This is a genomic window from Myxococcus sp. AM010 (genome assembly GCF_013372585.1).
Taxonomy (GTDB): domain Bacteria; phylum Myxococcota; class Myxococcia; order Myxococcales; family Myxococcaceae; genus Myxococcus; species Myxococcus vastator.
Genome location: NZ_JABXEO010000129.1, coordinates 1 through 15,354 on the forward strand (window position 1 = coordinate 1; position 15,354 = coordinate 15,354).

Annotated in this window: 10 protein-coding genes and 1 pseudogene; 4 read left to right on the forward strand and 7 right to left on the reverse strand. The window is 65.9% G+C overall.

The genetic code is table 11. The features are described 5' to 3' along the window. Nucleotides 1-721 precede the first annotated feature (721 nt). The 4 genes from HV826_RS38190 to HV826_RS34195 all read right to left on the reverse strand — a co-directional run bounded on the left by HV826_RS38190 (nucleotide 722) and on the right by HV826_RS34195 (nucleotide 8,479). The gene (locus HV826_RS38190) at nucleotides 722-3,703 is read right to left on the reverse strand and encodes a Z1 domain-containing protein (protein ID WP_176421220.1); all 2,982 of its coding nucleotides are present in this window, start codon (nucleotides 3,701-3,703) and stop codon (nucleotides 722-724) included. Next, nucleotides 3,700-4,683, reverse strand: coding sequence for a PD-(D/E)XK motif protein (locus HV826_RS34185; RefSeq protein WP_176421221.1), 984 nt, complete (start codon nucleotides 4,681-4,683; stop codon nucleotides 3,700-3,702). Before HV826_RS34185 ends, HV826_RS38190 begins: the two co-directional genes overlap by 4 nt. Further along, complete coding sequence (locus tag HV826_RS34190) at nucleotides 4,680-6,164, reverse strand: ATP-binding protein (protein ID WP_176421222.1); 1,485 nt, start codon at nucleotides 6,162-6,164, stop codon at nucleotides 4,680-4,682. The genes HV826_RS34185 and HV826_RS34190 overlap by 4 nt, the downstream gene beginning before the upstream one ends. 257 nt (nucleotides 6,165-6,421) lie before the next feature. Then, nucleotides 6,422-8,479, reverse strand: coding sequence for an AIPR family protein (locus tag HV826_RS34195; protein ID WP_176421223.1), 2,058 nt, complete (start codon nucleotides 8,477-8,479; stop codon nucleotides 6,422-6,424). 134 nt (nucleotides 8,480-8,613) lie between these two features. On the opposite strand from HV826_RS34195, the pseudogene HV826_RS34200 reads away from it, so the two are divergent. Next, a pseudogene (locus HV826_RS34200) lies at nucleotides 8,614-9,852 on the forward strand (IS3 family transposase). Nucleotides 9,853-10,158: 306 nt separating this feature from the next. Here HV826_RS34200 and HV826_RS34205 read toward each other — a convergent pair. From HV826_RS34205 to HV826_RS34215, 3 genes are read right to left on the reverse strand one after another with little or no spacing between them, the layout of a single operon-like run. Then, nucleotides 10,159-10,377 carry an aromatic amino acid lyase gene (locus HV826_RS34205; RefSeq protein ID WP_368671057.1) on the reverse strand — a complete coding sequence of 73 codons (219 nt, stop codon included), beginning with the start codon at nucleotides 10,375-10,377 and terminating at the stop codon, nucleotides 10,159-10,161. Beyond that, nucleotides 10,328-11,923 (reverse strand): DNA cytosine methyltransferase, encoded by a 1,596-nt coding sequence (locus tag HV826_RS34210; protein WP_176421225.1) that lies wholly within the window; start codon nucleotides 11,921-11,923, stop codon nucleotides 10,328-10,330. Before HV826_RS34210 ends, HV826_RS34205 begins: the two co-directional genes overlap by 50 nt. Next, a complete protein-coding gene (locus HV826_RS34215) occupies nucleotides 11,920-12,588 on the reverse strand; it encodes a very short patch repair endonuclease (RefSeq protein WP_368671056.1) in 669 nt (222 codons plus the stop codon). The genes HV826_RS34210 and HV826_RS34215 overlap by 4 nt, the downstream gene beginning before the upstream one ends. A 796-nt stretch (nucleotides 12,589-13,384) precedes the next feature. Here HV826_RS34215 and HV826_RS34220 point away from each other — a divergent pair. The 3 genes from HV826_RS34220 to HV826_RS34230 form a co-directional block, all read left to right on the forward strand. Further along, a complete protein-coding gene (locus HV826_RS34220; protein WP_255217551.1) occupies nucleotides 13,385-13,624 on the forward strand; it encodes an addiction module protein in 240 nt (79 codons plus the stop codon). Between the two features lie 157 nt (nucleotides 13,625-13,781). Then, entirely contained in the window at nucleotides 13,782-14,618 is an 837-nt protein-coding gene (locus HV826_RS34225) for a DNA alkylation repair protein (protein ID WP_176421227.1), read from the forward strand. 129 nt (nucleotides 14,619-14,747) lie between these two features. Next, the coding region (locus HV826_RS34230; protein WP_176421228.1) for a hypothetical protein at nucleotides 14,748-15,354 on the forward strand (607 nt) is incomplete at its 3' end.

Sequence of the window (15,354 nt, forward strand, 5' to 3'; positions counted from 1 at the left end):
CTGGTATAACCCGCTCAGGCGCCACTCCGCGCTCGACTACGAGTCACCCGCTGGTTACGAGAAGAAGCACCGCGCTGCCGCTTGAGGGCGAAAGCGCGGAACGCTCTGCGGAACCGGGGCAACTTCAGTCCGGATCTGTGCGGGGGGCGGGCCGTGAGGCTCGTCCCTACCGCGACCCCTTGTTGGGCCGTCCCCTGGCCGGCTGCTGCGGTGGCAGCAAGCCGGCCAGTCTTTCCCATTGCGCGTCGGTCAGCTCTCCCCGGCTCATGCCTCCTCAACGCCGGACGCCCTCGACCTATTTTGCGGACACGCTCAAGTCTGGATGGATGCGCATGGCGCATGGACAGGGATGTGCGGGGCGTCGGCCCCACGAGCCTTGGCGGGGGCGTGAGGAGGCTGAATTGGGCGAGCCGAGGAACTCTGCGAGCAGGGCTCGCGCGGCGCGTTCGGAGGTGACGGCCTCGGCGATAACGTCGGTGACCGTCACGTCCCCGAGGTCCTCGCGCGTCGGGTAGGCCATGAACGAGAAACACCAGTGCCGGTCCGGTACGCCGGGCTGTTGGTTCTCGACCCACACGCGGAGGATGCGCCCGTCCGGCAGCAGGTGCTCGCTGCTTCCGCACTCGTCATTGCCCCAACTGGAATCCTCCCGGCCCGCTCCCTGCAGCCAATTGGGAATGAGGATGTCGGGGAGCGCGGTAGACGGGGCCTCGGTCGGTGGTCACGAGCCACGCCCCTTTCGAGCGGCGGAGCCCCCTCGCGAGCGTCGCAAGGAGTTCTGGATCGGGGGCGGCGAGTCGTCCTCGATGACGACCGCATCGGGCCTGCCGGCATCCCGGACGGTGAAGTAGAAGCGCTGCGTGAGGTTGTTTTTGGGGAAGAGGAGCGAGAAGCCCATGGTGACCGCCTTCTCCGGTTCGGTCCTGGTGTCCCGGCACGGGTAGAAGAGGATGACTGCGCGGTTCTTGCTGTGAAGCTTCTCGGTTTCGGGACTACGGCAGGGGAGATCCTCGGCGCCCGAGATCGCCGCTGCCACGGCACGATGTCCGGGGTCGCTGTAGGCCTTGAAACGCAAGGTCCCCTCCCCGATGCGGCCACGGTGGATGACCGGGAACCGGTTCTTGCCCGCCTCCCAGACCTCGCCTTCGGTCTTGGGGGAGTCCACGACGGGGGCGAGGAATAGCCAGTCCTTGATGTTGGGGTCGCCCATGCCTCCCCGGATGAATTCGAAGACCGGCTCCAGCTTGGGATCCTGCGACCACGTGTAGCTCTCGAGGAACTTGAGCACCGCGCCGGTCTCGAGGACCGCAACGCGCGCTTCGAAGCCCACCGCCTTGCCCTTTTTCTCCGTCGCGAGCCCGATCTTCTTCAGTGCCTGTGCACCAAGCAGGGACCTCACGAGCTTCTCGTTTGCGAGGCAGGGAGCCTTCGGGGCGAGTGTGCTCTCGACGAACTCGCCACCCAAGTTCTCCGACTGGAGCTTGGCGTTGTACATCTTGTTGCGCGCGGTGGGCATCAGGAGGTAGCTGGGCACCAGCGGCGGGATCTGCTTCGGGGTCAGCGGTGGGTTGCGCTCGCGCGAGTAGCGTTGGAGCTTGTTGCGGAACAGCTCCTCGTCGAGGCAGATGGACTCGAATGCCTCGTAGAGGTCGATCGTCGTCTTGCCGTCCGGCTCGCTTCTCCCGATGAAGAGACGGACCAGGTCGCGATAGCCGCGCCGGAAGCCGAACCAGCGGCCCATCTGCATCAGGGTGTCCGCGTTCTTCGCGCGCCTGCGGTAGTAGCTGATGGTCAACCCCTCCACCGTGTAGCCTCGCGACAGCTTGGTCCCGCCGACGAGGATGCGCCACACGCTCTCCTTGTCGAAGTTGGGGGTCTGGTCCCTGTTGGCGAGGTCCCCGTTGACGATGCTGACCGGCTTGTCCCCAATGGCCGCGAGGCATTTGGCCACGAAGGGCTCGAGGTCCTTGAACCTCGCGGGCATCGGGAGGCCCGGCTCCTGTGCTGAATGCACGGGCAGAAAGTCCTCCTCGAAGAGGCTGCGGAGGCGTACCAGCCCCGCGCCGTGATAGGCGGCATTCTCGAACGTGTCGCGGACGAGCTTCGCGTCTTCCTCGTGGTCCTGCATCTGGTGAGAGCGGTGGACGAGCATCGTGTGATGCTTGAAGCGGAGGTCCCGACTCGCCCGGCTCCGGTAGAACTTTATTGCGCCCGCGAGGACGAAGCTGTCGATGGCCCGCTGTAGGTTCTCGGCCTCGGAGTCATCACCCTTGACGCTGCGCACGAAGGCGCGTTCCTTCGACGCGAATCCCTTGGGCGCGTTGCCCCCGAGGTCATGGAAGTCCGCGACGCCCATGTACCCGACCGGTCGGTCGAGGGAGATGATGTAGTCTTTGGGGAAGAGGTCTTCCGCGTCGTCAGGGTTGATGAAGACGTTTGCAAAGGGCGTTGCCGTGTACCCGATGTACTGGGCCCGGGGCAGCGCGGCGAGAAGGCCCACGATGGCCTTGTTCGTCCCCGTCCTGTCTCGGTCTCCGCCAGGCTTGACCGTGTTCACCGATGCTTGGTCCGACTCGTCGTCGATGATGAGGGCCGGCACCTCGTCGAGGCGTCCACGCAGTGCACCGAGGTCATGAGCGAGCCGCCGGAGGACCGTCGTATTCTTCTTCACCACCATCAGGCGAGCCTTGGAGGGGTGAAGGTTGGCCGGGTCGTTGTAGCGCCGGCCATTGAGCACCTTGTGGAACTCGAGGGCATCAATTCCCCGAGCCAGCTTCCGGTAGTCCTCCTTGGACCCAGTGAGCCTCTGCCAGTCGAAGGCGCCGAGATTGCTCGGAAGCTCGCCGTGCGAGATGAAGCTCTGCCATTCGGCGTCGTCGCTGTAGTCGTGACGGCCATGCTCGTCGGGGTGCAGGCCGATGATTTCCTTGCCGATGAGCTCCTTGTCGACGCGACGCTGGGTCTGCTCGCGCAGCACGTTCAGCGTTCCAGCGAGGACGATGACGAGCCGGTAGCCCGCGTCCACCGCCTTGGCGACGACGGCGGTAAAATTCGCTGTCTTGCCGCTCTGGACGTAGCCCACGACGAGGCCCTTCGTCTGGTATGCCTCCCGGCGCTCCGGGTCACTCAGACGCTCGACGATCTGGTCAGTGGTGCGGTCGAGGTCGATGATGTTCCCCTCGGGCCACCCGTTCACTTCGCGCAGCTGACGCTTGTAGGCTTCCCAGTAGAAGGTGTGCTTCGCCTTCCGCTCCGCAATGTACCAAGGCTCGTGCTTCTCCGCGATGACGGTCGGCTCCTCCACGTCCGTGCGCGCAGGGATGAGGGTGTCGCAGAGAGCGCGGAACCCGGCATCCACCGCGAGGAGTTCATAGATGTGCTGACGCCGCTCCCGGGTGTTGGGGGGCGTCCCCGCGGTCCACGGCGCGTCGAGGAAGTCCCAGCGATGCAAGTGGCGCGCGAACAGGTTGCGACCGGTGGCATTCGCGTCATCCGAGAGGAGCTGGCCCGTCAGCCGCTCCATGCCGTCAGCCGGAAACGCGAGCCGGCGCTTGCGGGCAGCCCCGCGGAGCTCGTCCTCGAGCGACTGCGGGCCCAAGTCTTGGGCACTCTCGCCCATGGTGCTCAGGGCAGTCCGGATGACCAGCAGCATTTCTTCCGGCGACATTGATTCCTCGGCGGGCGGGTTGAAGCGGAGGTTCACGGCAGCAGGGTCAGGAAGTCGGGCGTCCCGTCCTCGAAGCCGAGTCCCGACAGCCGCACACGGTATCGGACGTCGCTGAGCCGAGCGGCGAGGGACTCGCCCAGTGCCATCCGGACATGCTCCGAGACGAGCTTTGGGCACCTGTGGTCGACTGGGACGAGAAGGGGAGGGGTGCGCAGGCGCAGGCGTCTTCGGTAGTGAGGGGCATCCTCATCCCGGTATCCGGTCCGGACAAGGAGCCGGTCGAACTTCGCGGCCGGGCCTGGGACGGCCGAGAGGAGGGCCCGAAGCCGGGCTACGCGCTCTGGAAGCGTCTCCCCGGAGCGGGCCCCCGCGGGTTCCGCCTGCAGGGACAGGAGGAAGAGTGCACGGCCGATACTGGGTTCCAGTTGGTGCAGGCCGCTGATGACGTGCACGCGCTCTGCCGACCGGGTCGTCTTCACCTCGATCTCGACGTCGCCTCGGCGGAAGTCGTGGGGTTCCCCGAGGGGACCCACCCATGCGTCGACCGCTTCCGCGCCCTCCGACCGGTGAAGTCGCTCCAAGCACCAGAGCTCCCCGAAGAGGCCTGTCTGCGCCTCGACGCTCATCACGGAGGCTTCCAGCAGCAGCGCGTTCCAGTCATCGAGGGCCTCCGCAATGGCCGCGGCCGGCGGGCGGCCGCCGAGCTGGATGCGGTCGGCGATGTCCACCATGAAAGCGTAGAACTGCTGGTGAAGGGCAACCGTGCGGGTGGAGACCTCGACTACGCGGTTACCCCTGACCAGTCGTAGCCCGACCTCGATGGCAGCGAGAGGGCTCGACAGCTCCACCTTTCCCGCCGGAGCCACTGTCCTCAGCCCGAGCCGCGAGGCGTCCGCGTCGACGAAGAGCTCGACGTCGGGGGAGCCTGCGTGGCGCACCGGATGGAGCGCGGGCACTCCCGGCGAGAGTAGCGTCTCGCGGAAGTTGTCCCACGTCATGTGGCGCTCGGGGCTCATGAGTCATCCGTCCGGAGCACCTTCATGGCGTGGGCAAGCGCGCGGTTGCAGGTGTCCAGCCACTCGCGTTGCTTGCGCGAGACCCGACCGCTATCGAGGTCCTCCTGCAGCAGGAGGAACAGCAGCACCTTGAGGAGCGGGGCATCCGCTGCCGAGGGGCGCCGGTTTCCGAGGACGCGGTTGCGGTACGTGCGGTTGAGACGGATGACGAGCCCTTCGCGGTCGATCTCGAAGAAGTCGCCTCCCTCGATGTCCGCCCACTCGAACCTCACTTGCCGCACTCGCCGTTCGTTCGGAGCGAGTGTCTCCCGGAGGTTGTCGCGAAGGTACGCAGGGAGGCCGTCGACCGGAACGAGGGGGAAGTTGTCTGGGTTGGCGCGCTCCTGCTTGCGGTAGATGCTCTGCGCGGTCTTCAGGTACTCGGAGAACTTGGTTTTTCTCCCGTCGACCGCGTTCCGGAGTGCCGTCGTGAAGACCGGGGGCGCCTTGATGCTGGACTTCTGGACGTCGAGGCTGAAGTGGGAGTCGAGCTTCGGGGGCAGGTCGATGACCACGCGAGCGAGCGAGGAGTGCGGCTCTGTGTCGCGGATGTCATTCCACCCCCCGGCCTGGATGAGCCGGTCGTTGCGGTAGAAGTAAAAGCCTTGACGGTTCGCGGCGCTATCGAGCTTGTAGGTGCGTTCCGTCGAGTTTGCCGGCCAGACGTGCGCCTCCATGATTAGCTCGCCCAGGTCGCCGAGATCTAGCGGGAACGCGCGCGGATAGTCAGGGTCTCCGCTTCGGTCGTAGCTGAACGGGTTCAGTGCCTCCACCTCGAAGCGGACGTCGTTCGGCTCGGCTCCTGCCTGCTGGCTGTCAAGCCAGATGCGGATCCGCTTGTCTTCCAGGAACCGATGAAAGTGGAGCCCGAGGTGGAGACGCAGCCGGTCCATGAGCCGCTTGATGGTGGCGTCGAGCCCTCCTTTCCCGACGCGGATGCGGTCGAGGCCAGACCACGCCACGACCGTCCCGTTCCGTGAGACGTCGACCGGGCCCCACGAGCCTTTCAGTAGGCGTGTGATCTCCGGCCGGGGGACCATGTCGCAGCGCCAGTCGTCGCTGATGCTCTCGACCGTCCAGCGACGGCCACTCGCGATTCCGGCGTTCCGCGTACCGACAGTCAGCTCGGTGGCTTGGCTCAAGGAGGCGAGCTTGAGGCCCATCCCGAACTTGCTCAGTGACTCCAGAGACTTCTCGGTGTCGGCGCCGAAGCGCATCGCCTCGTGGAGGCGTCGCTCGGACATGCCGGTCCCGTCATCAACGATCAGCACCTGCTCGATGGCCTCGTCGGTGCGGACCAGTCGCACCAAAACGTTTCGGCTCTTCGCGCTGATGGAGTTGTCGATGATGTCGGCGACCGCCTGCTCGAGGCTGTAGCCGATGGAGCGGAGCGCCTGGATGAGCATCCGCGGGTTTGGAGGAATCCGGTCGTCTAAGGCCATTTGCCAGGAGGTGTCAGGGCGCCGTCGCCCGCAGGGAAGAGTCACGCGCGAGACAGCCTGGATCTCCGGTCTGCATCACCTCGAAGACTTGGTGCCGGACGCAGGGCGTGCCGGCCCACGCCATCGGCCGGAGCGACTCTCCCGACCTGCCCGTGCGCTGTCGGTGCGACTTTACAGGGGAACACGCTCCCGTTGTCACGCTGTTCCTGCTTCCCGGACCTCGACCGGGCTGCCAGGAACCTGGCGCGGTCCTTGGGTCAGGGACGGGACCGGACGTACCATGCCGGGCGGCCACCACTCGCCCGGGTTCCGTCCTCGCAGAACATGGGGCTGAAGCCGAGCGACCGGACGCGTTCCATGACCGCGGACAGCTCCTCCCCGCCGATGACCCAGATGGCGCCGGTTGGCCGGAGGTCGTGGACCTCGCGGCCCGAGAGCGCTCGGGCCAGCGCGGGCAGGTCCTCAAGTGGCCGGCTGCCCTCCCGGGGCTTCGGTCCTGCCCGAGGCATCGACTTGCCGGGAATTGCGGCCGCCGCGCCGAGCTGCTTCACTGCAGGCACGTCCAGCGCCCTGACGAGCGTCCAGCACTCCTCGCGCTTGCACCACTCCGTCACGTTGCGTCCATCCGCGCCGTGGCGGAGACATTCCTCGACGGGCGCGAGGATGGCGGCGAAGGCGTCCTCTACCTCGCGGGACGCGCGCTGCTCTACCCAGACCCTGTCCAGGCTGACCCTGTTTCCGGCGTGGTGGCCCAGGTAGGCCACCGAGTACGACACCACGTTGGCGCGGTACGCGCCGATCTTCATCTCCCGGGCGAGCTGCTGGCAGGTGCGAAAGAGGATGCCCCTGGCGACGAGCTGCTGGAAGTAGCGCTCATCGGGGACCACCTCGGCTCCGGGGCGTGCGAGGCCCTCCGCGAAGGTGCGGAAGTTCTTCTGGGCGCCAAGACTCACCGTATGGGGGCGCCCCTCCCAACAGTGGATGAAGGTCGCAACGTCGGTCTTCGTAAAGACCTGCTCGGCCGGGTGAGTCCGCTCGAACTCCTTGAGCTCGGCCCCTGCCCGCCGTGCTCTCGCAACTTGGTACTGCCCGCGGGCACGCTCGTAGAACCACCGCGTCTGGCCCCCGGGGCTCCAGATGGAGCGGGAGAGCCGCTCGAGGGCAAGATGGTAGGGCTCGTTGGCCGAGAAGTCGGCGTCGTTGACCTTGTTCTGGCTGTTGGCGAAGCGCGAGATGCGCGGGACCATCTCTTCCACCAGCGAGGTGGGAACGACGGTCAGCTTGGCCTGTACGAAGACGCGCGAGAGGTCCGCCGCATCCTTTCGCCCGGCGCGGTGGAGCGATGCGGTCGTCTGCCCCCCGTTCACGATCTGCAGACCGCGGACCCACGTGATCCGGGCCCCTCCATCCGGAGCTCTCTCGGTGCGCACCTCCTCGGCGATGGCCGACAGGCCGTTGTTGAAGGCGAAGAACTGCTCGGGGGCCTGGAGGATGGTGTCGCGGATGCCGCGGTTCACCTGTCCCCGAGCTTGGAGGAAGGACCGAACGTTCAGCTCGAGGAGGCGCTCGCCGTACTCGTCGTAGAGTCGGTGCAGGACGTCGCCGGGGATGACTGCGAGGTAGCCGCTCGCCGCATCTCCCTCCGCCGCGACGGGGAGGCACGGGATGGTGGTGCCGTAGTCTGCAGCGAAGTCGACCTCGATGCTCTCCCTGGGACGACCCGAGCCGATGCATCGGGCCAGCTTCTCGATGTCGTAGATGTGGATGCGGGGCTCGATGGTGCCTTGCTTGGAGGGCCTGATGGCCTTGTTCCCACGGAATGACTTTGCGATTCCCTCGATGAGGACGAACAGTCGGACCTGCTCGAGCGTGGAGGCGACATCGTGGATGCGGAGGGCCATGGGATAGGCCGGGTCATCCTCGTCGAGCTTGAGGTGCAGACCGTCGAGCGCGGCGCCCATGAATCTCCATGCGAGGTCCACGGCCCGCTGCACGTCCCGGGTAGGCACGTCCGGGCGGGCATCGTCAGGAGCACAGGCGGAGACGGCGAGGTCCAGCCGGTCGCCGTCTTCGCTCACGAAGTATCCGTTGACCTTGGCCGACGCGGTGCCGACCTTGCCGTCAAAGAGGCGGACCTCCAACTCCTCGACGGCCCCCACGGCTTCGAGCACCTCGACGGCCGCGCGGGTGAACGCGGCCTCCCGCGCCGACCGGGACGGGGGCCCGCTCTTCCCGTGACGCTCCTCGTCGAGCCGCCGCCCGACGGTGTCGCGGAAGCCCTGAAGAAACGTGGCTACTTCCTGAGTATGGGCCATCCGGCGTTTTCTCGACCTCCCTGGTCAAACAGTCTAGCTCGGCCCGGTGACATCCGTCGCGAGCGTGAGAGTCACTCCTCCGCCCCAGGATTTCCTGAGACACCTTTCTGGGGGATAGCCTCCCCCCTCGTGAGGTGGATGTGAAGAAGCAGAAACAGGACAGGACGGAAGAGCGCGGCCGGTTCTCGGCGAAGCGGAGGAAGGAGGCGGTGCTCCGATTGCTCAAGGGCGAGGAACTCGACGCGCTCTCGCGGGAACTGGGCGTCACCGCTGCGGTGCTCAGCGAGTGGCGGGAGAAGTTCCTGGCCGGGGCCGAGGCCAATCTCAAGAGCCGAGAGCCCGAGCCTGCGGACGACGAGGTGCTGCGGCTCAAGGCCATGGTGGGCGAGCTGATGATGAAGAACGAGTTGCTGGCTGAGAAGGCCCGGCTGCTGGAGGGCAACGCCCCGGGTTTTCCCTGGAGGAAGTCGAGAGGATGAGCGCCAGTCTCTCGCCTTCCAGCGGCAAGCCGTACGGACTGGCGCTCGTGACGGCCACCTGGCACATGTCTCGTGCCACCGTGTACCGGCATCGAGCCTGCCGCCAGTCTTGAAGCCCGTCCGGCGACCCGGCGTGGCCCCAAGACGGCGCTGACGGAAGAGGCGCTGCTGGAGTCCATCCGCGGCGTGCTGGCGGCTTCGCCCTTCCTGGGCGAGGGGCACCGCAAGGTGTGGGCCCGGCTGCGCGCCCAGCAGGTGCGCACCTCGAAGGCCCGCTGCATGAGGCTGATGCGTCAGGCGGGGCTTTTGGCACCGGGCCGTGCCCGCCGGGTGCTGGGGCCATGCCACCACGACGGCACGATGACTACCGACAAGCCCGACGTCATGTGGGTCACCGACGCCACGTGCACGGTGACGGCGCTGGAGGGCCAGGCCACCGTCTTCATCGCCATCGACCACGGCACCGCGGAGTGTGTCGGCATCCACGCGGCCAAGGTGGGCACCCGTTTCGAGGCCCTCGAGCCCATTCGCCAGGGCGTCAAGGCTCACTTCGGTGCGTACCGACGGGGCGTGGCGACGGGGCTGTCCATCCGCCATGACAACGGCAGCCAGTACACCCCCGACGCCTTCCAGGACGAACTGCGCTTCCTGGGGACCGCGTCCAGCCCCTCCTTCGTCCGCAGTCCCGAGGGCAATGGTTGCGCCGAGCGCTTCATCCGCACCCTCAAGGAGCAGTTGCTCTGGGTGCGCACCTTCTCCACCGTGGAGGAACTGCGGCGGGCCCTGTTGGAGTGGGCCCAACGGTACACCGAACACTGGCTGTTGGAGCGCCACCACTTCCTCTCGCCGAGTCAGGCCCGGCGAGAGCTGATGCAATCGAGCCAAGCGGCCTGATTACAACCAACTTGGTGTCTCAACAATCCGGTGCGGTACAATGCTGCTTCCACTGCTCGTCCGTCAGCTCGTCTCGGTGCACTCACCAGGGGTGCTCAGCTCTTCCTTTCCCTGCAAGCACAACCCTGCCCACAGTGCTGGCGGCCGCTCGGCCTCCAGCACCTTTCTTCAGAAAATTTGGGACACCCCCTAACCCTCATGCTGCCGCACCGCGTGGGCCTCCCGCAGGAACCGCTTTGGGTTGCCTATCTGTCCCTCCACGGTCAGCACTCCCGCGAGGTCCGCCTCGTCCGCCAGCAACTCCGCTCACAGTTGGGTGAGCGTACCCACCGCGAACATCGCCTGCGCGCCGTTGAACAGCGTCAGATACTTCTTCACCTCCAGAACCACCTGCTTCAGGCCTGTTTTCTCCAGTGCCTGCTTCGACGGCAACCGTTCGCCCTCGAAAAGAGCATCGAGCGCGCCAATCAGCCGACTACGCGACCTTGGTTCGGACCGGCGCCTTCGGTGGCTCTTGGGCGAAATCCGGTATTGCTCTGGGGGTGATCCCCAACTGGCGAAGCATTTCGTGGGCGATGTGCCAAGCCAGCAATGGGGGAACGCTATTCCCAATCTGCCGAAAGGCTGGATTCATCGTGCCTGCGAACCGGAACCCGTCGGGGAAAGACTGGAGGCGCGCAGCCTCCCGCACCGAAATCACCCGCCGTTGAGCTGAGTCATAGTGGATATGGCTGTAGGTGTCCTTGCCCAGGTGAGCCATCAGCGTTCTCACGGGCTCATCGGCAGCCATCTTGCGCCACTTGTTGGGAAACTTTCCGGGGTCATACGGAGGGACATATTCGGCCTTGAGGTCTTCGTAGGCGTCAGAGCCCTCGGGGAGGCATGCGCCTGCTCGTTGGCGTTTCTCCCATTCCTTCTGGAACAGCTGCTTGGCGCGCTCATGCACCTTCGGGTAGTCTTCGCCCGGTTCCATGAGCGCAAACAGTCGGTAGTCCCGGTTGCTCAGACAGCGGGTGACATGGTCCCGGAGATACCCATCTGAACCGAACCCTGGCCACTCCCGCATGAGACGTACGTAGTCACTGTGAGGAGAGGTTGTATGGGGAACTCGACCGTCGAGATAGCGAGCCCCACGACGATCCAGGTTGTTGAGGTGATCTGTCAGCTTTGGCAAATCGCCAATTGCGTCCGAGGCCGACACGGCAGGTAGGGCATCACCGTCAACAGTCGGAGGCGGTACGTACCATGAGCCCTTTCCTGAAACATCCTCCAGGACGTTCTTCAAGGCTACCCGCCGGCTGCTGGAGTAGCCCCGCGGAAAATCAACCTTACGCGTCGGCACGGGGAAACTCGGGTCACTCCCGGTTCCCTTGTGGACGGCGATCAGGAAGAACCTCTCGCGCATCTGCGGGACACCGTAGTTCGCGGCATTCAGGAGGGAATAGACGCAGCGGTAGCCCATGGACTCAAGCGATTCGCAGATCTCATCTCCCAGGTTATGTCCCCCCCAGTTGAGGATGTCGGGGACGTTTTCCATGACCAGGGCGAGGGGCTTGAGCACCCGTACGTACTTGAGATACGGCACATAGAGTGTAGCGCGGGGGTCCTGCTTGAATGCCTCAGGGTGCTGGTACACTTCCCGGAGCTTCGCGCGGCCAACCCGGGTGAAGGCCGGGCACGGAGGTCCGCCAACAATCAGATCCACTCCCTTGTCCGGGGAGTGCTTCTTCTGCAGGTGGTTGAGCAGTTCCCTGGGCTTGTGCCTCAGGATGTCCTTCGCCATGGCATGTCGGGCATCAGGTGATCCCGCAATCAGGGGGTGGAAGTTCAGAGCGTGCGACTTGGACGCATGGGTATCGATCTCGACACCGCCGACGCTGGTGCAGCCCGCACTGACGAATCCGAGCGTGAGTCCCCCGCACCCAGAGAACAGATCCAGCAGCCGAGGCCGCCCACCCTGCTTGAGCCGCGCGAGCTTTGCCTCGATCTCTGGATCCATGCCGTCCGGGCTTATACCGCAGCGTGCCCGCGCGCCATATTTCCCGACCTGTCGTACCGATCCGGCGCTCATGTCCGCTTCCACTTCTTCGTGCTTCGTCGCACGATGGAGGATCGCTTCGAATCACCGTTCCGGAGGTCCTCCATGCGGCGCTCTTCCATGTCCTCCTCCCCGGCCTGCGGGATGACCCGTACGATCCGCCATGACGGAAGGGGAGACCAGGTCTCCCCCTGAAGTGCTTGCCGCACACACTCCACAAGGTCCTGGAGTGACTCGAAGACCTGATGCTCCCAGAAGCGGCAGACACGCCATCCCGCCTCTTCCAGCAGGAGCGTCTGCCGACGGTCGCGCTCTACGTTCTCCCGCAGTTTTGACGACCAGAACTCGTCGCGAGTCCGGGGCCGCACGTAGTGCTCAGGGCAGCCGTGCCAGAAGCACCCGTCAATGAAGACGGCAACCCTGGCCTTGGGGAACACCACGTCGGGCCTCCCATGAGGGGTCCTCGCATGCAGTCGGAATCGCAATCCGGTTCGCCAGAGCGCTGAACGAAGTAGGAGTTCTGGTGAAGTGTTCCGGCCGCGAATCCGCGACATCTGTTCGGAACGAGAGAGGGGCATACTGGACCCTACCTTATGGGTAGTCATCAAGCCACATGAAATTCCGAACCTGCTTCGACATGGAAGGTTGGGACATGGCGCTGATGGGCTGATGGACAATGCACACTCCAGCACCTCCATTCAGATGGCCTGTCGTTTCCCTCAGCGCACAAGGAGTTTCGGAAGGTGATGCTGCAGCTGTGAAACCACTCGACGACCGCGCGTCCGCGGGCCCTTGCGCGGGCAGGGCCCGTGCATGAGAAGGCGACGAGCAGTTCGTCCTTGCAACTCTCGCAGCGCACCCGCGCGAAGCCGTGTGCCAGCACTCCGCACCGTCCCCTCCGGCTGCCTCCGCCGGTACTCCCACCCGCGCTCCTCCACCTGCTCCTCCCCAGCCACACCTCGCCAGGGCTCACGCTACGGAGGGGCTCCCACGGGCTTCCGTGGAGCCCCTGGCTGCTCGGGTGGTTCGAGGCGCGACTAGGACAGTGCGTCAGGAGGGGCGACCCCTGGACTGCTTCCCCGGCCTTGGTTCGGGACCAGGTGGCGGCAGCTTCCAGTCCCTCACGCCTCGCCCATGGAGGGGTTCAGTGAGCCCCTGGCTTCGTCTCCAAAATGTCTCCAAGACTGGAGGGGACTCCGGGTGACAGGTGGGACTGCCGAGGATTCACCCGTGGGCTCGAGGTGCCCGGATTTACTCACGATTCAGCGAAAGGCGTGTGCCGTCGCGGGTTTGGGGCACCCCGTGTCCACGGGTTCAAATCCTGTCTCCCCGACCATTAAAAGCCCTGGAGTTTCGCTGGCTTACAGCGAGGCTCCAGGGCTTTTCTTTTCCCACGCCGCCCTCTAGCAGCAAGCGGCGGGGGCTCGCCTCTGGCCGCCATCCGGGCCGGGCATTCGTTGTCCGTGCATGGGGCGGGACTGAGACTTCTGCTCCATGGCGACCAAGGAAGACCTCCTCTCGGATGTGCTGCGGCTCCCTCCCGAGGAGCGCGCCGAGGTTGCCCACAAGCTTCTGCTCAGCTTGGAGGAAGGGGCCGAGGACCCGGAGGCACAGGCCGAGTGGTCCGCGGAAGTGGAGCGCCGGGCTCGTGAGGTGCTCGACGGGCGCGTGAAGACGGTTTCCTGGGCGCAGCTCGAGGAGCGCATTCGTACCCGGCTCGGTCAGCGGCGGTGAAGGTTCGTCTCGAATTTCATTCCGAAGCTGTCCGGGTGACTGCTCCCCTGCTTCCGTCGCTGCGCGGTGGCGGAGACCGGATGCGGTCTTCGACCCAGGGCGCCTGTCGTGTCACCCTTCGGCCGCTCTCAATCCACCGCTCGCCGCAGTGCTCCCCATGCCGAAAACGATGATGCTGTCCCAGGTGATGAAGCAGCTCGAAAGCCAAGGTGACGAGAAGGTGCGGCAGCGCTACGTGCGCGACGGGGTGGGCGACAATGTCTTCGGCGTGCTGCTCGGCAAGCTTCGTGGCCTGGCCGCGACGCTGGGGACGAACCACGGGCTCGGACTGGAGTTGTGGGGGACTGGCAATCACGATGCGCGCATCCTCGCGTGCATGCTGCTCGACCCCGCGGAGCTCACCGAGAAGGAGGCACGCGGCCTCCTCGAGCCGCTCTCGAACGCGAACCTGGTCGACGAGCTCGTCGGTCGCGTGCTCGTGCATGCGCCCATTGCCCCGAGGCTCCAGGCGAAGTGGATGGACGGCAGCAAGGAACTCCCGCGCCGCGCTGGATGGAAGCTCCTCGCCGGGCGTATCGCGCGAGGACTCGAGAAGGAGCTCGACGTAGGCGCGACGCTCAAGCGCATCGAGCGTGAGCTCCCGGACGCACCGTACCGGGTGAAGGAGGGCATCAACTTCTGCCTGGTCTGGATTGGCCTCCACCTGGCTGCGTACACCTCGGAGGCCATCGCCATCGGCGAGCGCCTCGGTCGCTGGGACCCGCGGCCGATTCCGAAGGGTTGCACTTCAAGCTACGCACCGGAGTGGATCGCCGCGGCGCTCGCGCTGCGGAAAGGTGAGAAGACCGAGGCCCGAAAGGCGATGGAGGCGTCAACCAAGGCCAAGGCGACGCGCGGAGGAGGGAAGCCGGCAGCCGCGAAGAAGGCGAAGGCCGCTTTGACCAGGAAGAAGCGCGCCGCGAAGAAGCCTTCCGCCGGAACGCGGGCGCGCTGACGTCGGGAACTCAGCGCCGACACCGGAAGGCGCCAGCCGGGTTCGGCAACACTTCTTCGGCAAGACGGGTCAGCGGCCCACGCGAGCGCGTCAAGGCGACCGTGCGGTGGACGCGCTATCGTCGCGCCGATGATGAGCTCTCTCGACTTCACTTCCTGGCGGGGCCTCGCGGCGACGATGGCCAGCCTCGTGCTGGTGTCGATGGTCGTCGTCGGCATCCGCCTGCTGGTGATGCAGACCGTCCAGCGCCGGCGAGAACGCGAGAACCGTCAGATCAACGAGCGGCTGAAGACGCTGATCTCCGCATACAAGACGCTCGGCGGCTCATTCACCGGTGAACTCGTCGTGGACCCAACCCACCTGCGCGACATGCGCCGTCGGCTCGCGGCGGGTGAGCCACTCGAGCAGGAACCCGACCCAGGCCTCGTGCTTGCTTCGCCGCTCGACCACCCGGGGCTCGAACGCCGTCGGCGCACGCGCGACGCGGTCGAGGCGGCGCTGTCGGATGTGATGTTGCTCGGCACCGAGGAGCAGGTGCGCCTCGCCGCGGAGGCTGCCGCGGACATGGTTACCGGGCGCAAGGTCGGCACCGCGAGGCTGGTCGTGTCGCTGCGCGATTTCATCCGCCGGGCGCTCGACCTGGAACCCATTCCCCACGGGCTCGTGATTCCCGACCAGGGCCCATTGCGTCCCAGCGGCGGGGGAGGGGGCAAGGGCGGAGACAAGGGTGGTGGAC

Excerpts from the sequence above, each read along its gene's own strand:
- HV826_RS34185 (WP_176421221.1), bottom strand. The coding sequence starts at position 4,683 with ATGAGCCCCGAGCGCCACATGACGTGGGACAACTTCCGCGAGACGCTA.
- HV826_RS34190 (WP_176421222.1), bottom strand. The coding sequence starts at position 6,164 with ATGGCCTTAGACGACCGGATTCCTCCAAACCCGCGGATGCTCATCCAG.
- HV826_RS34195 (WP_176421223.1), bottom strand. The coding sequence starts at position 8,479 with ATGGCCCATACTCAGGAAGTAGCCACGTTTCTTCAGGGCTTCCGCGAC.
- HV826_RS34210 (WP_176421225.1), bottom strand. The coding sequence starts at position 11,923 with ATGAGCGCCGGATCGGTACGACAGGTCGGGAAATATGGCGCGCGGGCA.
- HV826_RS34215 (WP_368671056.1), bottom strand. The coding sequence starts at position 12,588 with ATGGAGGTGCTGGAGTGTGCATTGTCCATCAGCCCATCAGCGCCATGT.
- HV826_RS34220 (WP_255217551.1), top strand. The coding sequence starts at position 13,385 with ATGGCGACCAAGGAAGACCTCCTCTCGGATGTGCTGCGGCTCCCTCCC.
- HV826_RS34225 (WP_176421227.1), top strand. The coding sequence starts at position 13,782 with ATGCCGAAAACGATGATGCTGTCCCAGGTGATGAAGCAGCTCGAAAGC.